Annotated in this window: 19 protein-coding genes; 1 reads left to right on the top strand and 18 read right to left on the bottom strand. The window is 38.9% G+C overall.

What is annotated here, in order from left to right:
• Positions 1–187 precede the first annotated feature (187 nt).
• The 18 genes from Ga0466249_RS02745 to Ga0466249_RS02655 form a co-directional block, all read right to left on the bottom strand.
• On the bottom strand, positions 188–979 hold the full coding sequence (locus tag Ga0466249_RS02745) for a GNAT family N-acetyltransferase (RefSeq protein WP_246588343.1): 792 nt from the start codon (positions 977–979) through the stop codon (positions 188–190).
• A 111-nt stretch (positions 980–1,090) separates the two neighbouring features.
• Entirely contained in the window at positions 1,091–1,909 is an 819-nt protein-coding gene (locus Ga0466249_RS02740) for an alpha/beta fold hydrolase (protein ID WP_215827886.1), read from the bottom strand.
• A 215-nt stretch (positions 1,910–2,124) separates the two neighbouring features.
• Positions 2,125–2,664 (bottom strand): MerR family transcriptional regulator, encoded by a 540-nt coding sequence (locus Ga0466249_RS02735; RefSeq protein ID WP_215827885.1) that lies wholly within the window; start codon positions 2,662–2,664, stop codon positions 2,125–2,127.
• A 94-nt stretch (positions 2,665–2,758) separates the two neighbouring features.
• Entirely contained in the window at positions 2,759–3,973 is a 1,215-nt protein-coding gene (locus Ga0466249_RS02730) for an MFS transporter (protein ID WP_215827884.1), read from the bottom strand.
• Positions 3,974–4,024: 51 nt separating this feature from the next.
• On the bottom strand, positions 4,025–4,447 hold the full coding sequence (locus Ga0466249_RS02725; protein WP_215827883.1) for a hypothetical protein: 423 nt from the start codon (positions 4,445–4,447) through the stop codon (positions 4,025–4,027).
• Between the two features lie 301 nt (positions 4,448–4,748).
• Complete coding sequence (locus Ga0466249_RS02720) at positions 4,749–5,753, bottom strand: potassium channel family protein (protein WP_215827882.1); 1,005 nt, start codon at positions 5,751–5,753, stop codon at positions 4,749–4,751.
• Positions 5,754–5,864: 111 nt separating this feature from the next.
• Complete coding sequence (locus Ga0466249_RS02715) at positions 5,865–6,470, bottom strand: acyloxyacyl hydrolase (protein ID WP_215827881.1); 606 nt, start codon at positions 6,468–6,470, stop codon at positions 5,865–5,867.
• A gap of 448 nt (positions 6,471–6,918) precedes the next feature.
• Entirely contained in the window at positions 6,919–7,350 is a 432-nt protein-coding gene (locus Ga0466249_RS02710) for a TetR/AcrR family transcriptional regulator (RefSeq protein WP_246588341.1), read from the bottom strand.
• Between the two features lie 142 nt (positions 7,351–7,492).
• Positions 7,493–8,842: a TolC family protein gene (locus Ga0466249_RS02705; RefSeq protein ID WP_215827880.1), complete on the bottom strand. Its 1,350-nt coding sequence runs from the start codon at positions 8,840–8,842 to the stop codon at positions 7,493–7,495.
• Between the two features lie 131 nt (positions 8,843–8,973).
• A complete protein-coding gene (locus Ga0466249_RS02700; RefSeq protein WP_215827879.1) occupies positions 8,974–12,078 on the bottom strand; it encodes an efflux RND transporter permease subunit in 3,105 nt (1,034 codons plus the stop codon).
• The gene (locus Ga0466249_RS02695) at positions 12,075–13,199 is read right to left on the bottom strand and encodes an efflux RND transporter periplasmic adaptor subunit (protein ID WP_215827878.1); all 1,125 of its coding nucleotides are present in this window, start codon (positions 13,197–13,199) and stop codon (positions 12,075–12,077) included. The genes Ga0466249_RS02700 and Ga0466249_RS02695 overlap by 4 nt, the downstream gene beginning before the upstream one ends.
• Before the next feature lie 338 nt (positions 13,200–13,537).
• On the bottom strand, positions 13,538–14,101 hold the full coding sequence (locus tag Ga0466249_RS02690; protein WP_215827877.1) for a TetR/AcrR family transcriptional regulator: 564 nt from the start codon (positions 14,099–14,101) through the stop codon (positions 13,538–13,540).
• 158 nt (positions 14,102–14,259) lie between these two features.
• Positions 14,260–14,820 carry a TetR/AcrR family transcriptional regulator gene (locus tag Ga0466249_RS02685; protein ID WP_215827876.1) on the bottom strand — a complete coding sequence of 187 codons (561 nt, stop codon included), beginning with the start codon at positions 14,818–14,820 and terminating at the stop codon, positions 14,260–14,262.
• Positions 14,821–15,315: 495 nt separating this feature from the next.
• The gene (locus tag Ga0466249_RS02675; RefSeq protein WP_215827874.1) at positions 15,316–16,440 is read right to left on the bottom strand and encodes a radical SAM protein; all 1,125 of its coding nucleotides are present in this window, start codon (positions 16,438–16,440) and stop codon (positions 15,316–15,318) included.
• A gap of 76 nt (positions 16,441–16,516) precedes the next feature.
• Positions 16,517–17,596, bottom strand: coding sequence for a 6-phosphofructokinase (locus Ga0466249_RS02670; protein ID WP_215827873.1), 1,080 nt, complete (start codon positions 17,594–17,596; stop codon positions 16,517–16,519).
• Positions 17,597–17,876: 280 nt separating this feature from the next.
• On the bottom strand, positions 17,877–19,022 hold the full coding sequence (locus tag Ga0466249_RS02665; RefSeq protein WP_312889695.1) for an aldo/keto reductase: 1,146 nt from the start codon (positions 19,020–19,022) through the stop codon (positions 17,877–17,879).
• Positions 19,023–19,152: 130 nt separating this feature from the next.
• Positions 19,153–19,329, bottom strand: coding sequence for a hypothetical protein (locus Ga0466249_RS02660; protein WP_215827872.1), 177 nt, complete (start codon positions 19,327–19,329; stop codon positions 19,153–19,155).
• Between the two features lie 246 nt (positions 19,330–19,575).
• The gene (locus Ga0466249_RS02655) at positions 19,576–20,724 is read right to left on the bottom strand and encodes an MFS transporter (RefSeq protein WP_281422566.1); all 1,149 of its coding nucleotides are present in this window, start codon (positions 20,722–20,724) and stop codon (positions 19,576–19,578) included.
• 169 nt (positions 20,725–20,893) lie between these two features.
• Here Ga0466249_RS02655 and Ga0466249_RS02650 point away from each other — a divergent pair, with 169 nt between their 5' ends.
• Positions 20,894–21,754 (top strand): LysR family transcriptional regulator, encoded by an 861-nt coding sequence (locus tag Ga0466249_RS02650; RefSeq protein WP_215827870.1) that lies wholly within the window; start codon positions 20,894–20,896, stop codon positions 21,752–21,754.
• Positions 21,755–21,768 lie beyond the last annotated feature (14 nt).

The raw sequence follows: 21,768 nt of genomic DNA, 5'->3' as shown, positions 1-21,768 counted from the left end.
TCTCTTCATAAAACTAGTTTAAATAACTATACACCTTATATTTCTCGTTGACGTTGAATCCGCTGACATAACCCCTTAATCCATTTTACTGAGGTAAAATTCAATCATCAATCCGATACCTCAATTATCAACTTTAGCAATTATCAATTCCCAAAACGAATTGAACGTCCCTTTGATTCGTTTCTAATTATATTTTATACTTAACAATTAAATAGTCATCATGATGCGAAAATCCAAGAGCAGCATAGGCTTTAACTGCTGGAGTATTATCTTTGCGAACCGAAAGAGTTGGCATTTTACCCCTAACAATAATTCGACGACATAATTCCGATACAATAGCCTTACCGTATCTTTTGCTGCGTTCTTCTTCCAAAGTAAATACTCCGCCAATTTGATTAACTGTATCAGTAACGGCCTGAATATATGCCTGAGCGACGATTTTACCGTCAACTAAGAGAAAAAGATACTCTTCCTCTGGGCCGCGTTGTTCTACTATTTTTCTAGCTTCCTCAGGGGTATACTCATGATTGAATCCCTCCCAATAAGCTTTTCTTATAAATTCAACTGCTTCATCCTTATCAATTTCGTTCGCATCGGCAAAAGTTGTATCCTCTAAAGTCAAAGGGGTAAAATGTTTGTTTACAAAATAACTGCTATCTTGACACCTTACTGTCCCTTTTTCGGAAAGGATAGCCTCATATAGAGGTTTGATAAACTTTTTCATTCCTATTAAAACTTGGAACTGCCTTTTTTTCATGATATCTGCAAAAGATGCAATCACTTCATTTTCTTCTTCTTCAAATACAGGAATACAGCTGCCCATATTATAAAAGGGTAATATTCCTAATAATTCTCCTTTAGAAAAATAGCCATAGTAATCACCACATCTTCTCTGATCCTTATGATTTTCTAAGCCAAATCCCAACACATTTCCTACTACAAAAGCCCCGCCAAAACTATCCCCCTGTAAATACCTCAAGACTTGATCTCTATCCTGTTCTGTAAGCAATCGTATCAGCGTAATGCCCCCCTCTATAATCTTGCGTTTTTTTTATGCTCTTGATATCTCTAGAAAGGTTGTACTGTCAAATTAAGATTCTTTGATCCTTGTTAACCATTCATTAACTAAACAATTAAGTATGTCTTCTTGCTCTATTTGTAAATTATGTCCTGCTCTATCCAATACGGCAAAAGTTGCTCTTGGATAGTTATCTAGAATGTCCCATGCATCCTTATAGCCCACACTTGAATCTTGTCGTCCTAATATCATTAGAGTAGGCTTAGTAAACTTTTTACCCATGTTATCGACATCGAAAGAAAATTCATATCCATGCTCTTGAAGATTACTTAAAAATTTATCATCTGCTATCTTTACACCTGATAATATTTCATCACGATATCGTTCCCAGATTCTTTCAGTTTGAACAACATGCATCTCATTAAATTCGTGGACATCCGCTAAATCAATCTGTGATAATAAAACACCATCTCGTTTTAACACAATATGTGAAGGCGTGTTACGCTTTTCATTATCTGCTACAATACAAGGGCATAGTAATAATAATCCATCCACTTTACTTCCCATTCTATAAATTATCCCTCGTGCAAGATAACCGCCATAAGATTGACCTGCAAGAAGAAAGTTTGTATTTGGAATTATTGTTTCAATAAGCTCAATTACAATATCAAGCATTATATCAGAATTGGTAATCCATTCTACCGCTTTTGTTTTTCCCATACCTGGTAGATCAATATATATTCTCTTATATCCGCTTAGCTTATAAAATATAGGTTCCATGCATCCAGCCATAAGTCTGTGGTCTGGGTAATACCCATGTATCATAATAATTGGTTTTCCTTGACCAATTATTTCATAGTTGACAGATATATTTCTTATCTTACATTCCATATATTTACCCCCTACTTTATCAGATGACTCTGGCTTTATACTTATCTTGTAATATTTTCCATAAGACAATAGAAATCCTGCCAAATTAATACAAAAATTCATCTTGTTCCTTGGTAGCAATTCTCTCTACTAGCTGTTCCCACGTTAACGCCAGCGGTCCTTTTAGCCTGACCCCAAAGTTCAAAGTTCCATAATAATGTAACTAGGAACCTATATTAGGTATTTTCCTGCTCTTCTCGGGACCATTCCCTAACTTTCCTAACTTGCTCTGGCGTTAATCCAAGAAGTTGCAAAAAATTTTCATGTTTTTCCGGAAATTGTTTTTCGAAGTGATTATGAAGCCTCCACTGAGCCTTATCATTAATTCCGGAAGACTGCAACAATCCGACAAATGAATCTTTTTGAATTATACTCACCCGCTCCAACAGCCGATTATCTTGTAGAAGATTAATAATAAAATACTGTTGCTGCCTCAGTATAGCAATTTCTTCATTTATTTCTTCTAATTTTGCTTTCAAATTAACTGCTGCAACACATTTTGTACCATCCAATATCCTTTTTATCTCTTGGAGAGACAAGCCTGCTTTGCGATAAATAACAATTTGTTCCAAGCGATGACAATCTTCCTCAGAATACATACGATAATTGCTGCTGCTCCTTTTGAAAGGTGATAATACGCCAACGGAATCATAATAAAGTAAGGTACTTCTTGATAGATTAAACATACATGCGAGCTTACCAATTGAAACTGCCATCTCTCCACTCCCATTCCCTAACACCCTTGACAAAACTGAAAGTAAGTTCCCCTCTCTATACATCGAGCATCTTACACCAAATCCATTCTCTTAATCAGACGTTAAAAGGGTCTTCAAAAATTCTTTGGTTCTTATATAAGAGTATTATTCCAATGAGAATTAGGCAAATTCCTGCTAAAGAGAACAACAATCCGGAACTCATATAATTCAAAAATATTCCGAATGCCCCAATCGAAATAGGCAAGGAAATATTCCCCGTCGTAGAAAACACACTAAAAACTCGTCCAGTCATTTCTGTAGGTACGCAAAGCTGAGCTATTGTACGCCAGAACACGCTTGCAATAGCTATACAAAGACCTATCATTGTACAAACTATTGCATAGAAAGCTAGTAAGTAGACATGCATTAACTGCAGTATGCCAAGTGTTAAAATTCCTAATCCCATGCACATAATAGCGTAAAAGAGATAGAATTCGAAAAAACTTTTACACACATATTTTGATATATATACCGATCCAACAATCATACCCACACCCATGGCAGCTTGCATTACTCCCAAGTTATTGATCCCGTTTCCACCCAATAAGGTTGCAACAAATGGCATCATAACAACAACACTCCCGACAAATACATGAACGATAGCAATCACGGCTACAACTACCAGCACTCGCACATCTGTCCGAATGTAACGAAATCCTTGCATCAAACTAGCAAAAACCGCTTCCTTGCTTTGAGTTCCTATTGTATTTATCCGTAAAAAGACCTCACCCACTCCTGATAGGATATAAGAAAGCCCATTAAATAGAAGCACTCCCACATATCCTATTAAAGCAACACTAGAAGCCCCTAATAATGGGCCGATTATCGACACAGCTCCTGCTACCATTTGACTCATAGCATTCGCTTGCTGGAGTTCGTCCTTTTCAACAATGATCGGTATAACCGACATTGTTGTTGGATTAAATAACGCAGCACATAAAGATATACTGAGTGCTGCTATATAGATATGCCATATTTCTAAAAGCTCCAACTGATAAAGAACAGCAAGCGTTAAAACAACAATTCCTCGGACGATATCCGATACAACTAATATTTTCTTTTTGTTCCAGCGATCAATGTACACTCCAGCCACTGGGCCAAAGATCAACTCCGGTAGCATTGAGGCAACAAGAAAAGAACTAACGAAAAATGGCGATTTAGTTTTCTCAAACAACCACCACATCAGCGCGATGTTATACGCTTTATCACCTAACTGAGAAACTAACTGCCCAAACCAAAGCAGCCCAAAGTTTCGATTAATCAAGAACATTTACAAACCACCTCTCAATAAAATCGCCTTAAAGCAGGTAATTGCTTTATTTCAATGTATTTCTTTTTCAATTTTTCCTGCCTCAAAATAGCAATATAAGCCCCAGACTATTAAAATAATCCCTATTCCAATATTAATACCCTGGTTAGAGATAAAGTCAACGCCTCTTAGAATTATATCTATAACATTTGTCAACAAGAGAAAAGCGACCGGAAATACGGTTAGTAATATTACGCCTCTTCTTGCCAGCGGTTTCCGGTCTGCCCAAATAAGCAAGAATGTCCATCCCCACATCAGCCCGCAATCTTGCCCCACACTATATAATCCGCCTAATAGTGTAGCCCCAGAATCAGTGTTTCGTATAAAATCCGGCATTTCTAGATACCTTTTTACGAATAGTACAATCCCGAGTCGCGCATCCAGAATAGCTCCCAACCAATAAAATGTTCGAATTCTTAGAACTTTCCTTTTCATGTACTCCACTCCCTACCAAGTTTTTACTTACTATAATATAGAGTTTAAAGTATAAAGTTATAGACAGGTCAAACCTAAATTAAAGCACTTACAAACTATTTCAGTTGTAAGTGCTTTTATAGACAGATTTAATAAGGTCATGTAATAATCCTTAAATATCAATCACGCTCGCCCTTGTGAAGATACTCATCGCTATTGTCGAAAGTTTTGGCCGCGATTTTTCATGCTTTGCTATTTGAGATAGCATTTTTACCAACAAGCTCCCATATCAGCCTGTTACGTTTTTTTCGCATCCCAACTTTCATTCAACCTCTGGTAAGGTGGTGTGCGCTAATTTTTCCAGGCTCTGTATGCATGTTAGCTGTCCAACCACAATAAGCAGATCACCGCATCTTATTATTTCCTTATCAATGTCCGTAGACAAAAAAGCGTTATCTCGCTTAATAGAAACAATGAGTAAATTCAAAAAATATTTTGTCCAAACTTCATTAGGTGTTTTACTTATTAGTGTTGACCCTTGATCAATGCGAATTTCTGCTAGATCATAGTGAATTTTTTGATTATAAAATAAATGTTCGAGAAAATCGTAAGCTACCGGATGCCTAATTGCCGCCAGTATCTGTCTGCCGCCAGAGACAGAAGGCGATACAACGGCAGTCGAGCCAGCTTGTATCATTTTCACCTCAGCTTCTTCATCTTCCGCTCTCGAAATAACAACAATGTTACTATTTTGATTTTTGGCCGATAAAGTAACATATACATTGTCAGCATCGTTTGACAATGCGGCAACAAGATAGCTTGCCTTCTTGACTCCAGCTTCCTGCAATATTCTATCCATCTTAGCGTCACCGCAAATGGCCATGATTTTCTCATCTATTAATGACTCAACTTTTTCTTGGTTCGCTTCTATAACAACAAATTGATTCCCGTATTTTTGCAGGCCGTATATAACCTCTTTACCTACCCTTCCAGCACCGCAAACAATGACGTGATGATTGAAATCAGCTATTTCTCGTAACATCGTACGCCTCCCAAAAAGATCATTTATCTTTCCTTCAACAATCAGGCTAAAAATTAAACTAAGCGTATATGCTACAGTACCGACTCCAAAAACAATGAGGACCATTGTAAAAACCTTGCCGACTTTTGTTAGTGGAACGATATCTCCAAAGCCAACCGTAGATACAGTCTCGATTGTCAAATAGGCAGCATCGAACCAAGTCAAATGCTCAATTACCTTAAATCCTAAAACTCCAAAGATCACTGTGCATAGAAAAAAGAACATAGCTATTTTTAATCGGGTCATTCAATCTCTTTCCTTTAAATAAAATCAGCTTGCTTATCAAGGGAATTACCCCTCAAGTTAATTACGAACTATTTTCAATCAGATCATGGCAGGTTTTATTGTTTTACTGATTTAGAAATTAGTAGCAACACCTAATGAAACTCCGTGGGCGTTATAGCCAGGATTATGAGTTTTCCATCCATTAGAAACATGCATTAGCATATACCCTATATTTACGGAAGAGTTTTTGCTAATTTTATAAATAAAACGCGGCCCTATTCGCCACATAAAATCATAAGCTCTTCCTCCGGCTGGAAATGCTCTGTCATATACAATAAATCCGCCGCTCATATCTATCGCTCCATCTAGCTTTCCAGAAATGTTTCTTTCATAGCGAACCATGGTCATAGGCCCGATACCGAATGCGGAACTGCCTTTAGTCCCGCCATCATCTATTATGTGCCCATGCGGTCGAGTGATTGTAAGGCCAAAATATGTTAACGTATTATTTATTTTCGAAGTTTCCTCAAGTATATGAAGTGATGGCGTTTCAATATAGCGGTTATTGAAATGTACGTGAGTCAAGTATTCAGTCTCCAGTTCGAATTTTGGTTTAACCAGTTTAGGTTTGGATTTCTCCAGTTCAAGAGTGGAGTCGGCCGCATAGCAATACGATTTTCCCAACATGCTAGACAGAACTAGGTTAATGACCAGTACTAAATAAACTAAATTACGCATATAATATACACCTTCGCATAATTTCTAAAAAAATTTGGATAGAATCAGTTGAATTAATTCAACTGATTCCCATAGTCCCTACTCAAATCACTCCTCATAAAGGCATCGCGTCAAGGGCATCTGAGACAGACAAAATTCGTGCTTCGTAAGGAATCCGCTCCCTTTAACCTATCTGGATAACCTTGGCCGTCGACGGAATAATTTAAAGTCGATCGTATTCCCATAATCAAATGACCGTTTACCTAATAGTCAATAATATACAGGCCCATCCTCTGTAACTACTCGCTACCTCTCTATTACTTATTCTTAGCAATTCCATTTATGATAAAATCAACTAGTACATCAGTATAATAACCCTGCTCTACTTTTTCCTGTGGAAAATCCATTGTACGCATATAACTAAATGCTTGTAATAACCTTTCCCCCGCATAGGCAACAACTTTTTCGTCTACTTTACGAAACTTCCCCTGCTTTTTTCTTCGCAAATAATGGCAGATACAATTGAATTAATTTCTGCTCTAATTACGTAATCATATTTTCGACTAATAAAAGGGGAAAACAGTATTTCATCTGCTTTAAATAGTCTCGTTAAAAAACTATCTTCACTAAAAATGGCAATTGCATCTTTGATTAATTGTATGAGCTTTTCAAGCGGATCAGAAGCTTCAGCAATACCATCAAGCAATATTTGGCGTACTTTAAAACTTTCCCTTAACATTAGTTCAGTAAATAAATCTTCTTTGTTATAAAAGTGCCAGTAGATAGTTTTCTTAGAGATTCCGCAATCCCGGCTAAGTTCGTCCATAGTCATTTTTTTATATCCAAAACGATCAAATCGCTCTTTTGCTTTATCAAGAATAAAGTTTTTTACATCATTCATTTTTTTCCTACCCTGCTTCAAACTGTAGTGCTTCCATTGTGTGCTTGGTTTGTGGAGGCTTCCAAGGGTCGCCCAGAAGTTAAACTGGGTTTTTATAAAAAGAGACAGCCTATCCCCTTACAGACTGCCTCTTTAGTTTTTATTAAAGCTTACCCATGGCTTTACTTAATTGAGCACGGCTGTTACTGTAATCATAGAGGGCCACGACATAATTGGTTTTTGCCTGGGTCATAGCCACTTCGGCATCCATGACATCTAAGTTTGTACCGATACCGGCGTGATAACGTTCTTGGGCCATGGCGTAATCACGCTGGGATTGATTGACGGCTACCTGATTGTTCTTGATACGCTCCGCAGCTTCTGTTACGTTCAAATAGGTATTGCTGACTTCTAAGGTAATCGCATCTTCAAGCTGACGTTCCTGTTGAATAGCAACGGTAAGCTCCGCCTTAGCTCCTTCGGTTTTATTCTTGGTAATTTGATTATCAAAGACATTAAAAGATACGTTTACGCCAACTGTCCAGTCGGTATTATGCTTGCTGGAAGAAGGAGAAGTATCGCTGATATTTTCCATAGCCACCGCACTTACGGTAGGCAAAGAATCGCTGTGGGCGATTTTGATTTTTTCTTTGCCCATAGCAATGTTCAATTTAGCTTGTTGAATTTCAACACGATTTTTAAAAGCTTCTTTCAGGCTGTCATCTAGGGTGGCTGTATAAGGCTCGCGGGTGATGCTATCCTCCAATTCGGTATCATCCGTCAGGTTTATTTCTATGACCTTGTTTAACTTATAACGAGACATCTTGACGGCATTCTGTGCTTTAATCAGATTATTGTGGGCATTCGCCAGGCGCACTTCGGTTTGCAGTACATCGGATAAAGCAACATTACCAACGTCATATTCATATTGTACATTAGTCAGATGGACCTTGAAGTCATCAACGGCCTGTTGGGCGACATTACGTAAGTTTATTGCCTGCAGAGCATTATAATAGGAGTTTGTGACCTCTAACGCCAGTTGTTGTTTCGTTGAAGTACGCTCCAAATCCATGGCAGCTTTGCCGTTCTTGGCCATCTCGGCCATACTCTCCAATTTTTTACCAGTATAAAGCGGTAATTGCAGCTTTAATTGTTGATCATAAAAGGTATAGTTATTAGACCAGGCCGGATAGTCGATCAATCCACCTGTTTGTGGATTGACTGAAACAGGATATTTTGCGGTCGTATTATTATACCAAGAAGGTGCCTGATCACTTCTTCCATATAATAAATTATAGTTAAGAGTAACGCCATTATAGGCCTTGGCCTCTTTTAGCGACCACTGTGATTTTTCTATATTTGCCTCCGTAATTTGCATGGCCGGATTATTTTTCATGGCTAAAGAAACACATTCCGGCAACGTCATGCGGGACTCGGCCTGGACGCTTTGTCCGAACGCGAAGAGGCAGGCTGATAACAAGAAACTTATATAGGTTCTACCGTACTGTTTCAAGGAAATACCTCCTAAAATGTGGATTATTAAGTAAAAACGTTTAGGACGCTGAACTCTTGACCTCTATAGGTAGGTTTTAGAGTGCCTATGTCCATAGAATAAGCTGACTAATCTTTAGACAGAAGTAAAAATCAAGTCTCCTTAGTTACCGGAGCGCTTGCAGCTTGTAAATCGCTGTCATTTGCTTCTAAGCGATTAATCTTATACCAGGCGGCGTACATCACAGGTAAAACCAGCAGAGTGAGTGCGGTAGCACCCAATAAGCCGGCAGCAATCGTTACTGCCAATGGTCCCCAGAAAACACTTGACAAAAGTGGAACCATTCCCAAAATTGCCGCTGCCGCGGTCAGCAAAATGGGGCGCAAACGGATGACCGTTGCCTCAATTACGGCATTCCACGGGGAAAGCCCGGCGGCAATCTGTTGATCGATTTGGTCGATAAGAATGACTGAGTTACGCATAATAATGCCTGACAGAGCTAAAATGCCAAGCTGTACAACAAAACCCAGAGGCTTGCCGGAAATGAACAGGCCTACAGATACGCCGATAATACCGAGCGGGGCCGTCAATAAAGTCAAAATCATTTTCGGTATACTTTGCAGTTGGGTCATCAAGATGACCATAATAATAACGCACATAGCCGGTACTGGCTGCAGGAGGAAGTTAAGGGCCTTAGCACTGTCTTCATTCGAGCCATCGTACTCTATGCTATAGCCGAAGGGTAAGTTCTCACGCAGCGGTTTAAGTTGTTCGTATACTTGTGTGGTCACATCTTGGCCAGTTACACTTTCTGATTTGAGCTCCGCTTGAACTAAAATCATGGGTTTTAGATCACGGCGGTAAATAAGGCCGTTTTCGGCGTCATAGCTAATTTTAGCAATTTGATCCAAAGGTACATAACGGCCGCTAGGCGTGTGAATGTTGATATCTTTCAATAATTGAGGATTGTTGCGGTTTTTGGGATCAAGGCGAAAGACCATATCCACCGTTCTGTCTTCTTCCCTAAATTGAGATATGGGCAAGCCGGAAAGTTGGGTCTGCAGCGCCATCGCTAACGTTGCGGATGAAACTCCAAGTTTTCTGGCTTTATCCTGATCGATGGTCAGATGTGCAATCTTGCTTTTCTCATTCCACTTCATGTTAACATTTCGCACATTGGGATTGGCAGCCATAGTTGTTTTTACCTGCTCACTAATTTCACGAACCTTATCCACATCATATCCTTTTACACGGAGCATGACCGGATAATCGGCAGCCGGGCCGATGCTAATAACTTTCGTGTGATAACGTACAGTGGGGAAGTCGTCATTTAAGATTTTGGCGTATTTGGCACGCAATTGGTCGCGAACCTTATCATCTTTGGCAACAATGATAAATTCGGCAAAATTGCTTTTCGGCAGTTCCGGCTCAATTGTCAGAACAAAGCGCGGGGCGCCCTCACCAACATGATAGGTATAGTAAGCAATTCCGGGATCATCACTAATTCTTTGCGCAAACTCCTTCGCTGCTTTTTCCGTATTCTCGAGTGACGCGCCTTCCTGAAGTCTTAGCTGCACAATCAATTCCGGACGGGTTGATGACGGAAAAAACTGCTGCGTAATCTGCCCTAGTAACAGTACGCCTAAAACAAAGGCGGTGACGGTGCCTCCCAACATAATGGTACGGTGGCTCAAGCACCAGGAAAGCATTCCTCTAAACTTCTGATAAAAAGGAGTGCCATAAACATCATGGTTGCTTTCTCCTGTATGAGGCTTGACTTTAATGAATAAGTAACCAAAAAGTGGAGTGGCTGTACCGGCTACCAGCCAAGATATAAGGAGTGACATAGCAATAACGTAAAACATGGTTACACAGTATTCCGAGGCATTTCCGTTTGAAAAACCTACAGGAATAAAGCCTGCGCAGGTAACTAATTCACCTGTCAGTCGTGGATAAGCGGTAGAAGCATAAGCGAATTTAGCTGCATTTACGCGCTCCCATCCCTCTTCGAGCTTTACGACCATGGTTTCTATGGTGATAATAGCATCATCCACCAATAGCCCCAACGCAATAATCAGAGCACCCAGCGAGGTTCGATGCAAATCTATGCCGGTGATTTTCATGACCGTAAACACCGCCGCAATAACCAGCGGTATGCAAAGAGCCACGATCATGCCTGAACGGGCACCTAAACTGATAAAGCTTACAATCAATACGATGACGACAGCTTCAACAAGCGACTCGACAAAATCATCAATAGATTCTTCTACCACTTTGGGCTGATTAACCGTTTGGTGGAGCTCCAGACCGGCGGGAAGTTCTTTTTGGATGTGTTCCGTGGTTTTCTCCATATCTTTTCCCACGTCCAGAATATTACCGCCTGTATCCATAGCCACCGCGATGCCGATAGCCGGCTGGCCATTGTAATAAAACTGGGGATCGGAGGGGTCGGAATAGCCGCGAGTCACTTTTGCAATATCCCCTAACCGGAAATTGCTGCCGTTTACTCCTATAGGGAGGTTTTGAATATCTTCAAGGTTCTCAAACATGCCGGTAACCCGCAAATATACATCGTCACTGGAAGTCTGCAGCATGCCTGAAGGCGCCATGGCGTTTTGCGCTTGGAGTGTGGATAGAATTGCCTCTGGAGGAATTCCGAGTTGAGCCAATTTACTGTTTTCAATCTCAACGTAAATTTTTTCGGTCTGCACACCTAGCAGCTTGACTTTTCTCACGTTAGAAACACCCAGAAAGATACGACGGATATTTTCAGCTTTTTCTCTCATTTGCTCGTAAGAATAGCCGTCGCCGGTAAGAGCGTATACAATACCGTAAACTTCATCAAAGCGGTCATTAAATATCGGATCCATGACGCCAGTCGGGAAGGTGCTCTTTACGTCATTGACCATATTTCTGGCTTCCACCCAGCGGCTCCTTATTTCCGTTTTCGGCACATTGTCTTTAAGATTAACATAAATAACAGTAAGACCCGGCGTAGAATAGCTTTTTAAGTAGTCAAGCCCTGGCAAATCCTGCAATTTTTTTTCAACTTTATCGGTAACTTGCTCTTCCATTTGGCGGGCAGTAGCTCCTGGCCAAGGAACAGCGATGACCATTTGCTTAATTACAAAATCGGGATCTTCCGCACGTCCCATATTTTTATAGGAGAATATGCCGGCGATGAAAAAAAGGACGACAAAAAAGTAAATAAACTGCTTATGTTTTAGCGCCCACTCCGTCAAATTGAATGGATTCATAAAGAGTCACCGCCCAGTTTTACTTTTTGTCCTTCACTCAGTTTATGTACTCCGGCCGTCACAATTCGGTCGCCTGGCTGCAGTCCTGCGACAACCTGGACGGTTCCATTGCCAAATTTACCGGTTTGAATCGGACGTAAGGTGACGGTATCATCTGTTATGACCCAAACGCACGGTGTATCACCGTTTTGATAAACAGCCGACAGCGGAATTGTAGCCGATAACTGCGCTTCGATGCCCATGAGAGTAACGGAAGCTGTCATGCCTAATTTAATTTCCGGCGACGGATTGATCAAGCTTATGCGCACCTTATAGGTACGGGTAAGAGGATCGGCCATAGGCGCAATTTCCCGCACTGTTCCATCAGCAGAAACATTAGGCAGCGCCCAAAATGCTACCTTAATTTGGGGTAATTTACGCAGTTCATCGATGCGATTTTCGGGAACGCTGATTTCTACTTCCCATTCACCATCCTGTACAAGAGTCATAACCGGTTGTCCGGCGCTAACTACCTGACCGGCTTCAACGTTAATATTGGAAATTACACCTGAATGGTCTGCATATAGTGTGCTATAATCGAGCTGATTTTCTCCCGCCGATAGTTGTGCAGAGGTCTGACGGGTAGCAGCAACAGCTGCATCATATTGATTTTCAAATTGGTCCAGTACCGCGCGGCTGACTACCCCATGCTCATACAGCTGCTTGTAACGGTTTAAATTGCTTTCAGCTAGTTTAAGTTGCGATTCAGCGCCGTAAACCTGAGCTGAATTGCTATTAACCAGTTGCTGCAAATCCTTAGAATCAATTTGCAGTAATGCATCGCCGGCTCGGACAGTACTGCCAATTTCAACAAAGCGTTTAATAATTTTACCGTTGACTTGAAATGCCAACCGGCTTTCATATCTTCCACGGACTTCGCCGGAATATGTATATTCTTGAGCCATACCCGCTGTATTAATTACGGCGGTTTGTACGGCAGTAACTTCCTCTGTAACCACTTTGGTTTGCCGGTGTCCATTCCATATCATACCACCGGCAATACACAATACGATTACTGCTGCGGTTAAAGCATAATAGAGTTTTTGTTTTGATGTTTTAGGCGGCCAGTTCAACTGTTGCATATTTCATCCTCACTTTGTTATTTTATAGGGAATTCACTTAGACACATAACAACTACAGGCATGAATCATAGTCTTTTTTAAAATCATCGCCTTTTTTCAGCTACCAACTTATTAAGATTCCAGTCTAAACAGCATAAATTTTTTATTTTACACTTTTCCATCAATCCTCCATGTCTCCCGATTAGCAAGACGTTTAATTTTATTCCAAACGCTGCAGAAAAATTGGTAAAGTTATTCACAATTATTCTTGTACTATCATTACTAAATAAGTACATCCGGTACAAAAAGACCTTTTAAAATCGCACTAAAGTGCGGTTTAAAATACGCTAGCAAATATCTTATCTGTTTGAAGGAAGTAAACTGCATACAATAATATCCGCCATTGCAGCTAATGCATCTGCATGCGTCATTTTGTTTTCCTCAAGAAATCGGAAGCTAAATGAGTCGTTTGTTGCACTTATAATAATTTGCCTAAGCACAGATATATTGACAGGTCGAAGGGCATGGATTTCTATATTCTGGACGATGAACGAGGTTAAACGATTAAGTTGTTCCTTTCGAAGGTCTGATACCAAATTCCATTCGTCAGGATAATAATTACAAAGATCATCAAAAAGATTACGATTGTAAATAGGTTTAAACACTCTCGGTTCAATTTGAATCACAGCCTGAATTTTATCCGCCACAGATAATTCGCAGTTACTATAAATCTTCTTTTCCTGTTCCTGACAGTCCTGAATAGTAGTTGTTATGATATTATGCACAAGCTCATTTTTGGAGGCAAAATGCCTATACAAAGAAGTTTTACTAAGCCTAAGACGTCTGGCCAAATTATTCATAGTAAATTTCACACCGCGAGCTTTCATCTCGTCAGCCGCCGCAAAGAGAATTCGATTTTGCAATAAAGATCACCTCAATTCTTATCTTACAACTCCTCCATGTCATCCTGATAAGCAGGATATTTGATTTTATTCATTTGTACCCGTATTACCATTATAGTATTTTAAGTATCAATAGGCATTTTTAAAATCGCACTTTTAGTGCGATTTTAATACAAGTATTACTTTGAAGGAAATAAGCCATATACGATAATATCTGCCATTGCGGCTAATGCATTTGCATGGGTTATATTGCCTTCCTCTAGAAACTGGTAGTTGAATAAATCATTTGTTGTACTGATAATAATTTGCCTTAGTACAAATGTATTAATGGGGCGAAGGGAATGGATTTCTATATTGTGGGCGATGAATGATATTAGGTTATCAAGTTGTTCCTGTCGGAAATTTGCCACCAACTGCCATTCATTAGGATAATAATTGCGAAGATCATCATACAGATTACGATTATAAATGGGGCCGAATACTATAGGTACAATTTTGAGCACAGCCTGAATTTTATCTACAACAGACAACTCACAATTACTATAAATTTCTTTTTCTTGTTCCTGAACATCCTGAATAGCGGTCGCTAAGATACTATGAACAAGTTCATTTTTGGAGGCAAAATACTCATATAAAGAAGTTTTACTCAGCCTAAGACGTCTGGCTAAATCACTCATAGTAAATTTTACACCGCGGGTTTTCAATTCTTCAGCCGCTGCCAAAAGAATTCGATTACGCAAAGTTGGAGCACCTCGATTATTTTATACCAGAATGACAAAATTGGTACGAAACGATTTAAATCTAGAATATAATGCTTTCCTCAATATGTCAATATGTTTTTTAGTTCAAAAGTAAACAGCACTCTCTTAAGGGTGAGTGCTGTCAATGCTGCGGGTAAACATACGCCAGTTGTAAAAATGTCCATATCCCGCTCATCCGAAATTTGAAAAATACGAAGGTTCATTTTGTTTAAAATACACCCCACTAAGTTATTATAGGGATATACAGCTGCAACTCCTTTTTCTGCAACGATAGTATCTGGTCCACTTAGCATTATTCTACAAATATGGGTTTTAAATATATTCTTTAATATTTCAACAGATACTCCAGCTAAGCAGCTCACCCCACGGATACCAATTCACTGGATTATACGCATACTGCAACAAATAAGGACTCTCCGACAACCACCCCAGTATCCCAAGCAACAATACAACACTCATAATTGACAAGACTTTCTAAAAAACCATCTGTCCTGGTTTATAGCCGTCAGGCAATTCTTCTTCAATTAAAAATTTGAAATTGTCATCACGCAGTATTGGCAAAAATACTGCGTATGGAATCCTGGAAAACTCACCGGCATAATTACTGGCTCCGAACCACTTACCCTCTTTGCTGCTCAAATTTAAATTTCTAGCAAATTTTGTATAGTTTGAGCAATCATGTACTACTAAATCCCACTTATCTTCATCGGCTATTTTCATGAATTTCAGAGTTAATTCCCTACTCCAAATTGGAGATATATAGCCATGTCTGGAAATATACATATTTTCCCCAGAATAATTGTCTATATTATTCTCATTTAAATGTAATTCTGCACAATTGATAAAATCGAGTTTTGTTTCTAAAATCGCTTGCTTTTTCTTAAAAAAAGCTTCGAAAAACTCAGTAGTCATTGGAGTTTCAATACCTACATTTTTAATATATTTTTTCGCTATTCCAATATTTTCAATCACTTTGTCTGAACAATTAGAAGCACCCAGATTGAAACGTATCTCGTTAAGACCGACTTCACCTAATGCTTTCAATGTCTCTTCCGTAGCTAAAGTACCATTTGTATATAGATGTTGATAAATCTGAGCATCACTAAATTTCTTTATTACCGAATAGTATTTTTCAATTTCCATAAATGGCTCTAAATAAACGTAGGAAATGCCAGTGGGTTTCTGGTGGATGGAAAGAAGTAAATCAATATCCTTCTCATAAAATTTTGTGTCTCCAATTCCCCACATACCTTCGCCAACTGGAGGAATATCTTCTAGTTCTCCATAATTATAACAGAACTTACACGCTAGGTTACATTTGTTCGTTTTCCTAATTGCACTCAAACCCGTGCCCAACAGACAAGAACGACATCCTTTTGGGAATTTGTTTTCATTTCCCACAAAAAAAGTTCTGTTCTCCAAAGTTTTCAAGCCTCTAATTTTTGACATTAACATATCATTTCTATGATCGATCGCTGCCTCAATTTGCGCAAAGGTAGCGTAAATGATTTCTTGTTGTTTTGTCATAATTTCCTCTTCCTCAGGCAATAGCGAAAAAAATTCAAACCATATCAACGCATCTTTCTTTGAAATTTTCATAATGTATCCTCCTAATTAATCCATAGTGTAAAATTTTTTACACTTTTTTAGATTTTCTCTTTATTATAGTTCCTCATTAATCACCAAAAGAAATTCCAAGAGAGCGTCCAGTTTTAATTAAATCATGTGTTACTGAAACTAAATATGGGGCTCCAACAACGTCGATTAAATTAACAAGTACAATCTCGTTATTCTGTAATGCTACCATGGTCTTAAATTTTTTATTAATGATTGCATTTACTGCAGCCTCACCGTATCGAGTAGCCAATACTCTGTCGAAGGCAGTCGGACTACCACCACGTTGCAAATGACCTAATACTGTAGATCTACATTCTACCGCTAATAAATTTTCTAATTCGTGAGCAATTTTATTGCCTATGCCACCTAACCGTATTTTTTCAGGACTATTATTTACTATCTTTGCTACTGATAACTCTCCATTAATGGTTTTAGCTCCTTCAGCCACTACAATGACGCTGAACAAAGTCCCTTTTTGTTGCCGCAACTTAATTTTATCTATAATCGAGTCCCACTTAAAAGAAATCTCAGGAATTAGAATGCAATCCGCTCCACCAGCTATCCCACTATGAAGAGCGATCCACCCTGCATAACGGCCCATGACTTCTAGTATCATTACCCTATGATGGGACTCGGCAGTTGTATGCAATCTATCTAATGCTTCTGTCGCAATGCTAACAGCAGTGTCAAAACCGAAGGTTCTCTCTGTTTTAGGTAAATCATTATCAATTGTTTTGGGAACACCTACTATGGGAAATCCAAGGTCTGCAATTTCACTTGCAATTTTAAGTGTACCATCTCCGCCAATTACAATTAATGCTTCTATATCTCGTTGCTTAAGATTAAATAAAATTTGTTGCGACATATCTTTGTAAACAATTTTGCCGTGTTCAATACACTGATATCTAAAAGGATTATCTCTATTTGTAGTACCTAAAATTGTTCCTCCCCGAGGTAATATACCAGAAACATTTTCAGAATCAAGTAAAGACAAATCATCCTCAACTAAACCCTTAAACCCATTTTTCACCCCATAGACCGCTATCCCAGCTGAATGTGCAGTCTTGTAAACCGCCCTTATTACCGCATTTAATCCGGGGCAATCCCCGCCGCCTGTTAATACTGCAATTGTCTTCAAAATTAAGAGCTCCTTTAAGCATCGTTTATATTCCAAAAGGATAAGTCAAAGAACCGCCATCACTCAACCCACACTGACGGTTCAACTGGATTATTTTCATTATCAGATTTCTACGTTGTATACTCTATTGACTATAAAATACAAAACTCCTGCCAAATCACAAAAATTTGGCAGGATCTCTACTTTTTCGTCCTCATCGTTTCTACATCCGCTCTTACAAAGTTGTCTAAAATCAAGCTGGATACTTATTGATATTCTGATCTCAGCCACTATTTTAAACCTATTCAAATAGTTCCTTTACGTTCTTTAACTCTTTACGAATTGCAATACCTTGTGGACAATGGCCCTCGCATTTCCCGCATTCTACACACTTGGATGCGGGAGATGCAAGCTTCGACAATATCCCATATCGTTGTTTTACCTCAGGAGCAGCATCAAAAACCGAGTAGTCATTATATGCTGAAAAACATCCAGGAATATTTATACCTGCAGGGCAAGGCATGCAATACTGGCAAGCTGTACAATTCACTTTTATTTTTTCTTTAAAAAGAATCTTTACCTCATCAATAATTTTCACTTCTTTTGTTGTTAACGAATTGGCCTGTGCTTCTTGAGCCACTTTTATATTTTCTATAACATGATCCATGGCAGTCATACCACTTAATACAACGGACACTTCCGGATGATTCCATACCCATCGCAGAGCCCATTCCGCAGATGTTCTCTTCATCTCCGCTTGATCAACAATATCTTGTGCTTCCTTGGGAAGATTAGCAAGATTACCGCCTCTCAGAGGTTCCATAACGGCGATGCCCAAACCTTTGGTCGCTGCATATTCCAAACCTTCTTTACCTGCCTGATAAGCTTCATCTAAATAATTATACTGAATTTGACAAAATGACCAATCATAATAATCTACGATTTCCTTGAACAATCCTACCTGATCGTGGAAGGAAAATCCAGCATATTTAATTTTTCCATCTTTTATTGCTTGATCCAAAAATTCAGTAATGCCTACTTCTTTTAGTACAGGCCAAACATCGGCATTGAGTGAATGTACTAGGTAGAAATCAATTGTCTTTGTCTCGAGACGTTCCAATTGCTCATCTAAGTATCTATCCATATCTGATCTCGTTTTGATCAACCAACTTGGGAGCTTCGTCGCTAATTTTACTCGCTCTCTATACCCATTTTTTAAGGCTTTAGCGACAAATGGTTCGCTTGCCCCACCATGGGTAAATCCGGTACCGTGATACGGATACGCGGTATCGACATAATTTACGCCTGCATCAATAGCATATCGTATCATATTCATTGCTTTCTCATCATCAATATTTGTTGGATCGTTGCCGATTATCGGCAGTCTCATACAGCCAAATCCCAAAACAGAAACCATCTCATTTGTCTTTCCATATTTTCTGTACAACAAGTCAATCACACCCTTTTAATATTTTTTCGAAGATCAAAACATTTTTTGTTGACAATTGATGGTTATTTTAGTGCTCATTTTAAATATTTTATACTTTTACAACTTTCGAATTTAATTGTAAAAAAAATTATTTATTCTTTAATTTATCAATAAAAAGATTACTTACTTCAGCCAACGTTTCTTTCTTAACTTTGGCTGATAAATATTTTCCTTTTCGTTCAGTCATAATTAATCCGGCAATTTCAAGTTCCTTAATATAATCACTCGCAACCCGTTTTAAAATCAGCTTCATTCTTTTCAGCAATTTAGTGCCTCTAATATTTTTGCCAGCTTCACTGTATTCATAGTATTGCAGTCCTTCCACTATTGAAAAACTATACTTCGATAATTATCAAATTAATAATAACTCATTCTACTTTCCCTTGTCAAGGCATCTGTACTGTAATTGTTTTTCACTCCCCAGAATGTTACTTAGTGTACATGGCGCCAATATCATGCAAGAAGTGGAAGTCCTTATAATTACTGGCTTCGTCGCCACCTTATTGTTCCATTACATGCCAACTAGCCGCTCCCCATCCTTTGCTTTTCTTCCGTGCAAGAAATAATATAAAAAGATGCAGGCAAACACAATGATCGCTAAGCTTTCGTACAATTCACGTAAGCCAATTACCGGAATCATAAAACCTAATAAAAAGGGTCCGACTCCTATACCTCCATCTATAAAGCTAAAGAATGTAGATGTGGCTAACCCCATACGATGGGGTGGTGATACCTTAACAGAAATAGCTTGAGCACTCGACAAAAACGTTCCATATCCAAGACCTACAAGGGCTGCGGCTAACAATAGTAAAAAGCCTTGATGAGCCTGACTAAGAATAATCAATCCCAGCGCAAACAACAAGAATGACGGATACATCACGAAATTTTCACCTTTTTTATCAAACCAGAGGCCAGTTAACGGTCTAGAAATTAAAATAAACACAGCATAGACTATAAAGAAAAAGTTTCCTGCATCGACTAAATGGATTTCCCTAGTATAGGATGAAAGGAAGCTAAGAATACTTGAAAAACCCAAACCTATAAATACGCTGATAATCGAAATAGGAATTGCCTTTGCTTCAAAGAATGTATTTAGTGCAAACTCTTTCATTTCTTCTAATTGCTTTTTAGTTAACTCTACGTCAGGCACCTTCAAAAAGAACACGACAATTAAGCTCACGACTAATAGGATAACAGTTAAGATTAGGACCATGTTAAAACTCCCTCGCTGGTTGAGAAACATGCCTAAAAAAGGCCCTAGAGCCGAAGCTAGAGTTGCGCTCATTGCATAATAGCCGATACCCTCACCACATCGTTCACTGGGAACAATACTCGCGACGATCGTTCCTGTAGCTGTTGCAGAAATTCCGAATCCAACCCCATGCAAAAAACGAATAACTATAAGAAACATCAGACTGCTTACTCCAAAATATAATAACGTCGTAAATAAAAATAAGATCAATCCAATATAAAGCGTCTTTTTCCGTCCAATTTGTTCTATAGCTCTTCCGGCAAAGATACGTGCAATAAATCCCCCCACTATAAAAATGCCAGATGCAAGCCCGGCCTCACTTGGTGAAGCCTGCAAATTATCCATGGCATATACTGCTATTGTCACCATCAATAAATAATATGCTAAGTAAACAAACAAGTTTATCATAGAATCAATCAAGAAATCCTTGGTCCACAATTTGGCTTTGTGCATTTTATTATCATCCCTCTTAAACTAGTTTGACAAACAATTAAATTTTAGCATAGAATTATTTATATTAATAATATCTATATCGACCGTTACATATATCATTATCGAATGATAAGGAAGTGACTCTATGGACTTGCGCCAACTTAAATATTTTCTTGCTGTAGCCGAGGAAGGTCAAATTACCAAGGCAGCCAAACGACTTAATATAACTCAACCACCGCTTAGTCAACAGCTTATACTACTGGAAAAAGAAATAGGTAGCCGACTATTCGATAGAGGCAAAAAGCACATTCGCTTGACGAAAGCGGGAAACATCCTGCAACGCAGAGCTAAACAAATGATGGAATTAATGGGAACAACTATAAACGAGTTGCAAGAAGCTACTGACGGTATCAGCGGCAGGTTAGCGATTGGAACAATTACCTCATCAGGAGGATCGCTTTTGCCAAACCATATTCAAGAATTTCGTAAATGTTATCCTAAAGTCAACTTCCACTTACATCAAGGCGAAACGCAGAAAATTTTAGAATTGCTTAAAGTTGGTATTATTGAGATTGGGTTTGTACGCTTTCCAGTTGATTACAAACTATATGATTATCTTATATTGCCGGAAGAATCTATGGTTGTTGCTGCAAATGCCAATATGTTTCAACCTCGTATGGCGCCTTTGGAACTCTGCCAATTAATGGGACAACCTTTATTAGTGCACCAGAGACACGTGCCCATGATTACAGAACTCTGTCGCCAGGGTGGATTCGCTCCCAACTTTTTTTGTACGAGCGATGACATTACGGTACTACTAATTTGGGCTAATCTAGGGCTTGGCATAGCCATAGTTCCCGAATCAGCAATCAATCTATTTCCAGGATCTTCTTTAGAATTTTATGAAATGGCTCCTCCTACAATAAAAACAACAAGTGCAATAATATGGTCAAAAAAGCACCCACTTTCTGCTGCTGCAAACCACTTTATCACATTATTTAAGTAATATTAATGCCAAAA

Source organism: Pelorhabdus rhamnosifermentans (assembly GCF_018835585.1).
Lineage (GTDB): Bacteria > Bacillota > Negativicutes > UMGS1260 > UMGS1260 > Pelorhabdus > Pelorhabdus rhamnosifermentans.
Note: the sequence above shows the minus strand (reverse complement) of the source record. Positions and strands in the feature narration are given on the sequence as shown.

What these genes read in the sequence shown, in the direction of transcription:
- Ga0466249_RS02650 (WP_215827870.1), top strand. Translation starts at nt 20,894, where the DNA reads ATGGACTTGCGCCAACTTAAATATTTTCTTGCTGTAGCCGAGGAAGGT.
- Ga0466249_RS02740 (WP_215827886.1), bottom strand. Translation starts at nt 1,909, where the DNA reads ATGGAATGTAAGATAAGAAATATATCTGTCAACTATGAAATAATTGGT.
- Ga0466249_RS02655 (WP_281422566.1), bottom strand. Translation starts at nt 20,724, where the DNA reads ATGATAAACTTGTTTGTTTACTTAGCATATTATTTATTGATGGTGACA.
- Ga0466249_RS02700 (WP_215827879.1), bottom strand. Translation starts at nt 12,078, where the DNA reads ATGAATCCATTCAATTTGACGGAGTGGGCGCTAAAACATAAGCAGTTT.
- Ga0466249_RS02725 (WP_215827883.1), bottom strand. Translation starts at nt 4,447, where the DNA reads ATGAAAAGGAAAGTTCTAAGAATTCGAACATTTTATTGGTTGGGAGCT.
- Ga0466249_RS02710 (WP_246588341.1), bottom strand. Translation starts at nt 7,350, where the DNA reads ATGAATGATGTAAAAAACTTTATTCTTGATAAAGCAAAAGAGCGATTT.
- Ga0466249_RS02735 (WP_215827885.1), bottom strand. Translation starts at nt 2,664, where the DNA reads ATGGCAGTTTCAATTGGTAAGCTCGCATGTATGTTTAATCTATCAAGA.
- Ga0466249_RS02695 (WP_215827878.1), bottom strand. Translation starts at nt 13,199, where the DNA reads ATGCAACAGTTGAACTGGCCGCCTAAAACATCAAAACAAAAACTCTAT.
- Ga0466249_RS02720 (WP_215827882.1), bottom strand. Translation starts at nt 5,753, where the DNA reads ATGACCCGATTAAAAATAGCTATGTTCTTTTTTCTATGCACAGTGATC.
- Ga0466249_RS02675 (WP_215827874.1), bottom strand. Translation starts at nt 16,440, where the DNA reads ATGAAAATTTCAAAGAAAGATGCGTTGATATGGTTTGAATTTTTTTCG.
- Ga0466249_RS02715 (WP_215827881.1), bottom strand. Translation starts at nt 6,470, where the DNA reads ATGCGTAATTTAGTTTATTTAGTACTGGTCATTAACCTAGTTCTGTCT.
- Ga0466249_RS02730 (WP_215827884.1), bottom strand. Translation starts at nt 3,973, where the DNA reads ATGTTCTTGATTAATCGAAACTTTGGGCTGCTTTGGTTTGGGCAGTTA.